Source organism: Phenylobacterium sp. (assembly GCF_031181185.1).
Lineage (GTDB): Bacteria > Pseudomonadota > Alphaproteobacteria > Caulobacterales > Caulobacteraceae > Phenylobacterium.
In genome coordinates this window covers 1-9,212 of sequence record NZ_JAPSKZ010000143.1, presented here as the reverse complement: position 1 = coordinate 9,212, position 9,212 = coordinate 1, and the positions used below count along the sequence as shown (strand labels likewise).

Sequence of the window (9,212 nt, the reverse complement as noted above, 5' to 3'; positions counted from 1 at the left end):
ACCTCGCGCCAGTGGGCGTAGAGCCGGGGCAGCGCGGCCAGGAAGCTACGCTCGAAATAGGAGACGGCGTTCTCGATCTCGTCGCTGACGGCGATCTTCACCTGCCGCAGCAGACGGGTGCGCCAGAAGATCGAGACCTCTCGGACCAGCTCGCGCTCGATGGCGGCGCGCTCGGCGTCGGTGCGGGCGCGGTCGAAGGCCTCCAGCCCGCGGGCGATGGCGCTCTGGCGGTCCAGGACGCTCTTGCGGCGCACCTCGCTTGGGTGGGCGGTGATGACCGGGGCGATCAGGGCGCCGGCCAGGAGGTCCGCCACCGCCTGACGTTCCACGCCCTCGGCGGCCAACGTGCGCAGGGCGCCGGCCAGCGTGTCGGGCCGGGCGTCGCCCGCACGGATGCGCCGACGCTGGATCTGGTCCTCGGCGATGTTGGTGATCTGCAGGAAGCAGGCGAACGAGTGCGCGAAGCGGACGGTGTCTTCCAGGCTGAGCGACGAGAGCCGCTCGGCCATCAGCCGGGCCGCCTCGGGCGTGCCGTCGCGGTGGTAGGCGACCGAGGCCTTGCGGATGTCCTCGATCTGGTTGAACACCGCCGGCCCGTCCTGGACGCGAATGACGTCGCCCAGCACACGGCCAAGGAAGCGGACGGCGGCGCGGAGTTGGTCGGGCGACGACTGGGTCATGGGCGGCGCTTTAAAACCCATGGGCGACCGCCGTCATCTGGTTTCATGCCCCAGCGTCAGCGATAACGGTTTCCATGACGCCGAACGAGGCCCTCGCCCGCATCCGCCGCTACGACGGCCGGCTGAACGCCTTCGTCCAGGTGTTCGACCCGCCGCTGCCCGGCGAGGACGGCGACGGGCCTGTCGTGGCGGTGAAGGACCTGATCGACGTGGCGGGCGTCCCCACCGGCGGCGGGTCGCGCGTGCCGGTAGACCCCGCCCCCGCGCGCCACGCCCGCGTCGTCGAACGGCTGCTGCAGGCGGGCTGGAGCGCGGTGGGCAAGACCCACACGGTCGAATTGGCCTACGGCGGATGGGGCACCAACCGCGCGGTCGGGGCGCCGTGGAATCCGTGGGACGCGCGGGTCCACCGCGCGCCGGGCGGATCGTCGTCCGGCTCGGCGGCGGCGGTGGCGGCGGGACTGTGCGACGCGGCGCTGGGCACCGACACCGGCGGGTCGGTGCGGATCCCCGCGGCGATCTGCGGCGTGGTGGGGCTGAAACCCGGCCGCGGGCTGGTCAGCCTGCGCGGCGTCCACCCCCTCAGCCCGGCGCTGGACACGGTGGGCGCGCTGGCTCGGGACGTGGCGACGGCCGCGAGGATGCTGGCGGCGATCTCCGGGCCCGACGAGGCGGCGGCGGTGCGCGGTCCGTTTGATGCCGAGGCGGCGCTCGCCGCCGACGTGCGCGGACGGCGGCTCGCGGCTCTGCCGCTCGAGAGCCTGGGCGAGGTCGACCCCGAGGTGGCGCGGCTGTACGGCGAGGCGCTGGAGCGATTCCAGGACGCCGGCGTCGCTATCGAGACGGTAAAGCCGCCAGCCCTGCTGGAGGACTCGTTCGCCGCCAACGGCCTACTGATGGCCGGCGAAGGCTGGAGGATCTGGGGCGAGCGGATCGCCCGCCACGCCCAAGTGATGGACCCGTGGATCGTGCGGCGGTTCGAGGTGGGCCGCGAGATCAGCGAGCAGCGGCTGGACGAGGTCCACGCCCGCCGCGCCGCCGACCAGAAGGCGTTCCACGCCTGGCTCGCCCCCTACGACGGTCTCCTGTCGCCGACCTGCCCGATCCCGGCGCCCCCGATCGAGACGGTGGACGAGACGGTCTCGCCGCTAAGCCGCCTGACGCGCGCGGCCAACTACATGGATCTGCCGGCGATCAGCGTTCCCTGCGGACTGACGGGCGGCGGGCTTCCCGTCGGCTTCCAGATCGCGGGCCGGCCTGGCGACGAGGCCCGCGTCGTGGCCCTGGGCGCCACGTTCGAGCGGGTGTCCGGCTGGGACGGGCGCACGCCGGACCTGTCCGGCTTCGAGGCCTAGCCGCGCGTGCGGCCGCCGATCCAGCGCAGTACGACCCAGGCAAGGAAGGCCCAGGCGGCGCCCAGGCACCAGCCGGCCAGCACGTCGCTGGGCCAATGGACCCCGAGATAGACGCGGCTCAAGCCCACGGTCGCCAAGATGGCGAACGCCAAGCCGTAGAACAGGGCCTTGGTCCGCCAACGCGCCTCCAGGCTCGAGACCAGCACCGCAAGAGTGAGGAAGGTCGCCGCCGACAGCGTGGAGTGCCCGCTTGGGAAGCTGGCCGAGTAGACAAACGAGCCATGCGGCACCAGGTCGGGACGCGGGCGGCCGTAGATCGCCTTCATCCCCTCGCTGGAGACCAGCGCCAGAAGCACCGTTCCCAGCAGCACGAGCGCGTGGCGGGTGCGGCCGTGGAAGAGGAAGGTCAGCACGCCGGCGACGGTCGCCATCGTGACCACCGTGAAGCCGCCCAAGGCGGTGACGTCGCGGACCGCCTCCTCGAACGTGTGCGGCCCGATCGGATCGTTCAGGTCGGCCGGATTTCGGAAGAGGAGGATCAGGCGCTCGTCGATCGCACGGGTCTCGCCCTCGCCGACCTCCTCCGCGAGGGAGAAGAACGCCCATAGCGCCCCCATCGCGGCCATGAAGATCAGCAGCGCGCGGGTTTCGAAGCGCCTCGCGAACCGCCAGAGGGCGGCCGCGACCGCCCTCGCTCGTCGGACCAGCATGGTCCCTTTCTAGTACGATCCGCGGCTCAGCAGCACCGCCGGAACGGTGGCCACCATGATCTTGGCGTCCAGCAAGGCGTTGCGGCGCTCGGCGTACACGCAGTCCATCGCGACGCGGGCGCGGTAGCTGGTGTCGTTGCGGCCGCTGACCTGCCAAAGGCCGGTGATGCCGGGCTTCACGGCGCAGTAGTGGCGGAAGCGGCGGCCGTACTTCGGGACCTCGGCGTCGACGATGGGGCGGGGCCCGACCAGGCTCATCTCGCCGCGCAGGACGTTAAACAGCTGCGGCAGCTCGTCGAGGCTCGACTTGCGCAGAAACGCGCCGAGCTTCGTGACCCGCGGATCGTTGCGCAGCTTGTGGTCCTTCTCCCACTCGGCGCGGGCCTCGGGGTCGCGGGCCAAGAGGTCGGCCAAGCGCTGCTCGGCGTCGATTGCCATCGAGCGGAACTTCAGGCAGCGGAAGTGCCGCCCGCCCTTGCCCAAGCGCTTGTGCGCGAAGATGGCGGGACCGCCATCCTGGGCGTAGACGAGGATGGCGACGGCGATCATCAGCGGCGCCAGGAAGATCAGCGCCACCAGCGCGATCGTGAAGTTCATGGCCTCGGTGACGGGCGCGTCCCAGGCCAGCTTCGGCGCATGGCTGCGCGCGGCCGGGGCATTGGCGTAGATGACTTCGGACATGGTGCTCGATCGGAAGCGTTGGCGAGGCCATCCCCGCCAAAACAGGCCCAAGAACCCGCCGCCGCGGCCGGGGGTTCCACGGCCAAGGCAGCTAATCTCAGCTCATCACCGACTGTTGTCTTCGAGCGTCGCCGGGTGCGACGCTATGGGTGATGTCTGCACGCGCGATACGGCGTAAGAGATCCGGATGCAGACCATCGCCTCATCGCTGGACGGCGCCTTCACCCTGGGCGCGATGACCTGGCCGCTCCTGGTCGGCCTTTCGATCGTGATGTGGTCGAAGGCCCGCGCCGGGCGGGCCGAGGCGGTCCGGGTGCGCGTGCGCGCCCGCCGCCACTAGGCTTCGGCGGCGGCCGTCTTCAGCGACGAAGCCCGCTTCAGCATCTTCTCGACGGCGGCTTCGGCGGCCGAACGGCTGGCGTCCGCGCCGCGGGCCACGGTCACGCCGTCCTCGTCATAGACGCTCCAGCGCCAGCCGGTTTCGCTTTGGCTGAGCGAATAGGCGAACGACCGCGGCTCATGCATCTTTCGGCCTCCCAGCTTGCCCGATCTGAACACCCGGACGGCCGGCGGGTTGCCGCAATGCCCGCGCTGTCCTTCGCGATTGCGGAAACGTGATCGGGAACCCCTGGGGCGCGCCTGCATTCCCGCGGCGAAGCTTCGGAGCGGGCATCCCCCATGACCACCGACGTGGACGTCTGCGTCTGCACCTACCGCAGGCCGGCCGTGGCCGAGACCCTGGCCTCGCTGGCGCGTCAGGCGCTGCCCGAGAACGTCCGCCTGCGGATCGTCGTGGCCGACAACGACGAGCAGCCCGAGGCGCGGGAGCGGGTGCTGGCGGCCGCGGCCGCGCACGGGCTGGACGTGACCTACGTGCATGCGCCGGCGCGCAACATCTCGCTCGCGCGCAACGCCTGCCTTGACGCGGTCCGCGCGCCCTTCCTGGCCTTCCTCGACGACGACGAGACCGCGACGGAGGGCTGGCTGGCCGCCCTGCTGAAGGAGATGGAGGCCGGCGGCTGGGACGCGGTGCTGGGGCCGGTGAAGGCGGTCTATCCGCCGGATGCGCCGGAATGGTTGTCAGCCGGCGACTTCCATTCCACAGGACCGGTGAAGGTCGGCGGCCGTATCCTGAAGGGCTATGCCGGCAATGTGATGATCCGCCGGCAGACCATCGAACGCCTGGGCCTGCGGTTCGACCTGGCGCTGGGCCGCCAGGGCGGCGAGGACGACGACTTCTTCTACCGCCTCACCGACGCCGGCGGCCGCATCGGCTATGCCCCGGACGCGCTGGCGTACGAGCCGGTGCCCGCCCAGCGGGCGTCCCTGAAATGGCTGCTGAAGCGCAGTTTCCGCACAGGTCAGACGCACGGCTCGCGCCTGCGCGGCCAGGCCGGACGCGGGGCCGCACGACTGGCCCAGACGGGGCTGGCGGCGGCCAAGGGCGGGGTCTGCCTGGCCGGCGCGGCGGCCAGCGCCTTCTCTCCCGCGAGGCGCAGCCGATGGCTGGTGCGGGGCGCGCTGCACGCCGGCGTCGTGGCGCGTCTGGCCGGCTGGCGCGAACTCGAGCTCTACTGAAGCTTCTGCGAAAAGGCCTGCTGCGGCGGGGGAACGGCCTCGGCTCTCCGCGAGTTGATGAGCGCGGATGTGCGGCTCCCCGCCATCCAAATCGTCTGGTCGCGATTTCACTTCGGAGCCCACCCATGCGCAGGCATCTGCTTTCGATCGCCGCCGCCGCGTTCCTGGTCGCGGCCACGCCGGCGCTCGCCGCCAAGAACTCCCTCCCCCCGCCCGACTCCACCGCGCTGCTCGCGCCCGCGGCCGCCGACTACCGTATCGGCGCTCAGGACGTGCTGGAGGTGAACGTCTTCGGTATCGAGGACCTGAAGCGGGAGGTCCAGGTGGACAGCGGCGGCAAGGTCATCCTGCCGCTGATCGGCCAGATCCAGGCCGGCGGGCGCACGCCCGGCGAATTCTCGGAAGACGTCGAGAAGGCGCTGAAGGCCAGGTACATGAAGGACCCGCAGGTCATCGTCACGGTGAAGAACGCGCAGAGCCAGCGCGTCACCATCGACGGGGCGGTCAACAAGCCGGGCGTCTATCCGCTGAGCGGTCCGACCACGCTGCTGCAGGCGATCTCGCTGGGCGGCGGTCCGGACCAGAAGCTGGCCAATGTGAAGAAGGTCGCCGTCTTCCGGCAGGTGGGCGGCAAGCGCCACGCCGCAACCTTCAACCTGAACGAGATCCGCTCCGGAAAGTCTGAGGATCCGCAGATCTACGGCAACGACATCGTCGTCGTTGACACGTCGGGCGGCAGCAAGTTCATCCAGAACTTCCAAGGCGTCTTCCCGCTCCTGGGCCTGTTCGCCTGGTGATCGGCGGCCCTGCATGAACTCGAAATCCTCACGCCCGGCCTCCCTGCAGCCCCGCCGCGCAAGCCGCGGAACCGGCTGCAGAAGTCGGGGTTATCAGCAGCGCTAGTTTTCCGACCGGGTGGGCCGAACGCGGGCCCCACAAGCTGAGCCGAACCGGCCCGGCGACCCATCCCGACAGAGCCGAGACGCAGGTCGCACATGAATACGCTTATCCCCGTCACGCAGCAGCTGCCGGCGCATCCAACCCAGGCCTTCCGGCCGATCGAGCCCGAGCGCATGCACCTGCGCCAGCTCTTCGGCATCCTGCTGCAGCGGGCGAAGCTGGGCCTGGGCGTCGCCGGCGTGGTCTTCCTGATCGTTCTGGGCGCCTTCGCCCTGAAGACCCCGACCTATTCGGCCGTGGGCTCGGTGGTGATCGACCCCAAGGCGGCGCAGCTGACCAGCACCGACCGGCAGTCCAGCGGCCTGCCGCCGGACACCAGCGCCGTCGACACCCAGGTCGAGATCCTGCGCTCGCACGCGCTCTACGAGGACGTGGTGCGGCGGGAGAAGCTGTACAACGACCCCGAATACAACCCGCGGCAGGGCCCGGGCATGTTCGGCCTGACGCCCGCCAAGCCGCCGATCGCGAACCCCAGCCCGCAGGTCATTTCACAGACCGCCCAGGCCCTGCAAGGCCGCACCTGGGTTCGTCGCGCGGGGCTGACCTATGTCGTGCAGGTGGGCTCGAGCTCGACGTCTCCGCAGAAGGCCGCCCGCATCACGAACGCCATCCTGGCGACCTACATGGACCGGCAGCTGGACGAGAAGATCGCCGCCGTCACCCGCGCCAACACCGAACTCGGCCGCAGCCTGGAACGGATGCGCCGCGACGCCGAGGCCGCCGAGGCCCGCGTGCAGCAGTACAAGAACGCCCACGGCCTGTTCTCCACCGAGGGCCAGACCATGGCCGAGCAGGAAGTCTCGGTGCTGAACCAGCAGCTGGCCATCGCCCGCGCCGAGGCCGCCGAGAAGGCCGCCCGCGTGGCCGCCGCCCAGGCCCAGCTGCGCAACGGCAACATGGGCTCGGACGTCGGCGCCGCCCTAGGCTCCGAGACGATCAAGGAAATGCGCAAGCGCGAGGCCGAGCTGTCGGTCAAGCTTGCCCAGCTGCGCACCGACTTCACGGACGAGTATCCCGAGGTGAAGCGCACGGAAGCGCAGCTGCGGGACATCCGCGGCCAGATCCAGTCCGAGATCAACCGCATCATGTCGAACCTGCGCGCCGAAGCGACGGCCGCGGCGGGCCGGGTCGGCTCGCTGGCCGGCAGCCGCGGCGCGGCCCAGGGCGGCATCGCGCAGAACAATTCGGCGATGGTCGGCCTGCTGCCGCTGCAACAGCGCGCGGACGCCGCCAAGGCGATCTACGAGGCCTATCTGCAGCGCGCCAAGGAAGTGGCCGCCGCCGGTTCGCTGCAGCAGCCCGACGCCCGGATCAATTCGCCGGCCGCCGTGCCGACCTCGCCGTCCTCGCCGAACATGAAGCTTGGGGCGGCGCTGGCCCTCCTGGCGGGCATGATCGCGGCGGGCGCGGCGGTGCTGATGGCCGAGTTCTGGGACAAGCACCTGCGCTCGCGCCTCGATGTCGAACGCGAGTTGGGCGTGCCCTTCGCCGGCGTCCTTCCCGACTTCCGCTCGATCAAGCCGAAAGGCCTGCGCGGACCCCAGGCGCAGCCGGCGGAGTATCTGGTCAGCCATCCGTTCTCGGGCTTCGCCGAGGCGTTCCGCAACCTGCGCGCCTTCCTGATGGTGTCCAGCCGCGGCGACGACTCCAAGCTGATCGCCGTGACCTCGGCGGTGCCGCGGGAAGGCAAGAGCCTGACCTCGTTCTGCCTGGCCAGGACGCTGGCGCTGTCGGGCTCGAGCGTGGTGCTGGTCGACTGCGACCTGCGCCAGCGCGGCGCCACCAAGCTGGCCGGCCCGAAGGAAGTGGGCCTGGTCGAGGTGGTTCAGGACGACGTGCCGCTCTCGGACGCTCTGATCCACGACCCGAAGAGCAACATGTTCATCCTGCCGGCGGCGGGCAAGTCGATCCCGTACGACCTGTTCTCCAACCCGAAGACCGACGAGGTGCTGAAGGACCTGGCCGAGCGGTTCGACTACGTGATCTTGGACGCTCCGCCGATCCTGGGCGTGGCCGACGCCCGCATCCTGGCCGCCAAGGCCGACCGGGTCCTCTACCTCGTGCAGTGGAACAAGACCCCGCTGCGCGCGGCCCAGTCGGCGATCGACATCCTCCAGGAGTGCGGCGCCAACATCGCCGGGGCCCTGCTGACCAAGGTGAACGTGAAGGGCCAGGCGCGCTACGGCTACGGCGACAGCAGCGACTACTACGGCTACTTCAAGAACTACTACATCGCGGCGGCGTGAGGCTGGCGGGGGCGATCGACATGGCTTCCGCAGCCGCCCGCCTGGCCGCCGTGGCGGCCGCGGTCCTCGCGACCGCGGCCTGCCAGCAGGCCTCAGCCCAGTCCGGTCCGCTGAAGCAGGCGCCGGACGGCCGCAAGCTCGAGCTTGCCTTCCAGGACGAGTTCGACAGCTTCCGCCCCTGGCGCAACGGCCAGGGCGTGTGGCGCACGACCTTCCGCGACGGCCGCGACGACAAGGACGACGACTTCAACCTCCGGACCCTGAAGTGGAACAAGGAGGTGCAGCTCTACGTCGATCCGGACATGCGGGGCCACGGCGGCCGGCATGGCGACAACGAACCGCCGGGTCTGCGCCGGGGCCATGACCGCCCGCTGGGCCTCAATCCGTTCGAGGTCCGCGACGGCACGCTTTCGATCCGCTTCGAGCGGACGCCCGCGCGGGTGAAGGACGCCTTGGGCGGGTTCGAGTACGTCTCGGGCCTGATCACCACCGAGCCGAGCTTCTCGCAGACGTACGGCTACTTCGAGATGCGGGCCAAGCTGCCGCGCGGCAAGGGCATCTGGCCGGCCTTCTGGCTGCTGCCGAAGGACCTGTCCTGGCCGCCCGAGATCGACGTCATGGAGAGCGTCGGCGACCCGTCCAAGGTCTATGTGACGTACCACTCGAACGCCGCGAAGATCGAAGGCCGCGAGTTCCAGGTGAGCCCCGACGACTTCCACACCTATGGGGTGGCATGGGACCGCGAGCACGTGACCTGGTTCATCGACGGGCGCGAGGTGCGCAAGGAGCGCACGCCGGCCGACATGCACAAGCCGATGTACATGCTGGCCAACATCGCCTCGGGCGGCGACTGGGCCGGGGCGCCGGACGCCTCCACGCCCCTGCCCGCCCGGCTCACCATCGACTACATCCGCGCCTACAGGTTCGCCCGATGAGCACCACCTGGGACACGGCCGGCCCCCGCCCTCGCCGCCTTCGGGACGCTGGCGACGCCGCCTCGAC

At 70.6% G+C, this 9,212-nt stretch carries 10 protein-coding genes; 6 read left to right on the top strand and 4 right to left on the bottom strand.

Features of this window, described 5'->3' with window-relative positions; genetic code table 11:
* Positions 1-680, bottom strand: a 680-nt coding sequence (locus RIF93_RS15500; RefSeq protein ID WP_309092349.1) for a phosphoenolpyruvate carboxylase, incomplete at its 3' end; no start/stop codon positions are given.
* Positions 681-754: 74 nt separating this feature from the next.
* Between RIF93_RS15500 and RIF93_RS15495 the strand changes: the two genes are divergently transcribed.
* Complete coding sequence (locus tag RIF93_RS15495; protein ID WP_309092348.1) at positions 755-2,035, top strand: amidase; 1,281 nt, start codon at positions 755-757, stop codon at positions 2,033-2,035.
* On the opposite strand, the gene RIF93_RS15490 is transcribed toward RIF93_RS15495, so the two are convergent.
* Positions 2,032-2,745 carry a phosphatase PAP2 family protein gene (locus tag RIF93_RS15490; protein ID WP_309092347.1) on the bottom strand — a complete coding sequence of 238 codons (714 nt, stop codon included), beginning with the start codon at positions 2,743-2,745 and terminating at the stop codon, positions 2,032-2,034. The two genes, RIF93_RS15495 and RIF93_RS15490, sit on opposite strands and share 4 nt — an antisense overlap.
* A gap of 9 nt (positions 2,746-2,754) precedes the next feature.
* Positions 2,755-3,426: a sugar transferase gene (locus RIF93_RS15485; RefSeq protein WP_309092346.1), complete on the bottom strand. Its 672-nt coding sequence runs from the start codon at positions 3,424-3,426 to the stop codon at positions 2,755-2,757.
* A 187-nt stretch (positions 3,427-3,613) separates the two neighbouring features.
* Here RIF93_RS15485 and RIF93_RS15480 point away from each other — a divergent pair, with 187 nt between their 5' ends.
* Positions 3,614-3,766 (top strand): hypothetical protein, encoded by a 153-nt coding sequence (locus RIF93_RS15480; protein WP_309092345.1) that lies wholly within the window; start codon positions 3,614-3,616, stop codon positions 3,764-3,766.
* Here the strand turns inward: RIF93_RS15480 and RIF93_RS15475 are convergent.
* Entirely contained in the window at positions 3,763-3,951 is a 189-nt protein-coding gene (locus RIF93_RS15475) for a hypothetical protein (protein WP_309092344.1), read from the bottom strand. The two genes, RIF93_RS15480 and RIF93_RS15475, sit on opposite strands and share 4 nt — an antisense overlap.
* Positions 3,952-4,104: 153 nt before the next feature.
* Between RIF93_RS15475 and RIF93_RS15470 the strand changes: the two genes are divergently transcribed.
* The 4 genes from RIF93_RS15470 (at position 4,105) to RIF93_RS15455 (ending at position 9,145) form a co-directional block, all read left to right on the top strand.
* Positions 4,105-5,004 carry a glycosyltransferase gene (locus RIF93_RS15470; protein ID WP_309092343.1) on the top strand — a complete coding sequence of 300 codons (900 nt, stop codon included), beginning with the start codon at positions 4,105-4,107 and terminating at the stop codon, positions 5,002-5,004.
* Positions 5,005-5,129: 125 nt separating this feature from the next.
* Entirely contained in the window at positions 5,130-5,801 is a 672-nt protein-coding gene (locus RIF93_RS15465) for a polysaccharide biosynthesis/export family protein (RefSeq protein ID WP_309092342.1), read from the top strand.
* A 198-nt stretch (positions 5,802-5,999) separates the two neighbouring features.
* A complete protein-coding gene (locus RIF93_RS15460) occupies positions 6,000-8,210 on the top strand; it encodes an AAA family ATPase (protein ID WP_309092341.1) in 2,211 nt (736 codons plus the stop codon).
* Between the two features lie 20 nt (positions 8,211-8,230).
* Positions 8,231-9,145, top strand: coding sequence for a glycoside hydrolase family 16 protein (locus RIF93_RS15455; protein WP_309092340.1), 915 nt, complete (start codon positions 8,231-8,233; stop codon positions 9,143-9,145).
* Positions 9,146-9,212 lie beyond the last annotated feature (67 nt).

Excerpts from the sequence above, each read along its gene's own strand:
- RIF93_RS15470 (WP_309092343.1), top strand. The coding sequence starts at position 4,105 with ATGACCACCGACGTGGACGTCTGCGTCTGCACCTACCGCAGGCCGGCC.
- RIF93_RS15475 (WP_309092344.1), bottom strand. The coding sequence starts at position 3,951 with ATGCATGAGCCGCGGTCGTTCGCCTATTCGCTCAGCCAAAGCGAAACC.
- RIF93_RS15485 (WP_309092346.1), bottom strand. The coding sequence starts at position 3,426 with ATGTCCGAAGTCATCTACGCCAATGCCCCGGCCGCGCGCAGCCATGCG.
- RIF93_RS15490 (WP_309092347.1), bottom strand. The coding sequence starts at position 2,745 with ATGCTGGTCCGACGAGCGAGGGCGGTCGCGGCCGCCCTCTGGCGGTTC.
- RIF93_RS15455 (WP_309092340.1), top strand. The coding sequence starts at position 8,231 with ATGGCTTCCGCAGCCGCCCGCCTGGCCGCCGTGGCGGCCGCGGTCCTC.
- RIF93_RS15495 (WP_309092348.1), top strand. The coding sequence starts at position 755 with ATGACGCCGAACGAGGCCCTCGCCCGCATCCGCCGCTACGACGGCCGG.
- RIF93_RS15480 (WP_309092345.1), top strand. The coding sequence starts at position 3,614 with ATGCAGACCATCGCCTCATCGCTGGACGGCGCCTTCACCCTGGGCGCG.
- RIF93_RS15465 (WP_309092342.1), top strand. The coding sequence starts at position 5,130 with ATGCGCAGGCATCTGCTTTCGATCGCCGCCGCCGCGTTCCTGGTCGCG.
- RIF93_RS15460 (WP_309092341.1), top strand. The coding sequence starts at position 6,000 with ATGAATACGCTTATCCCCGTCACGCAGCAGCTGCCGGCGCATCCAACC.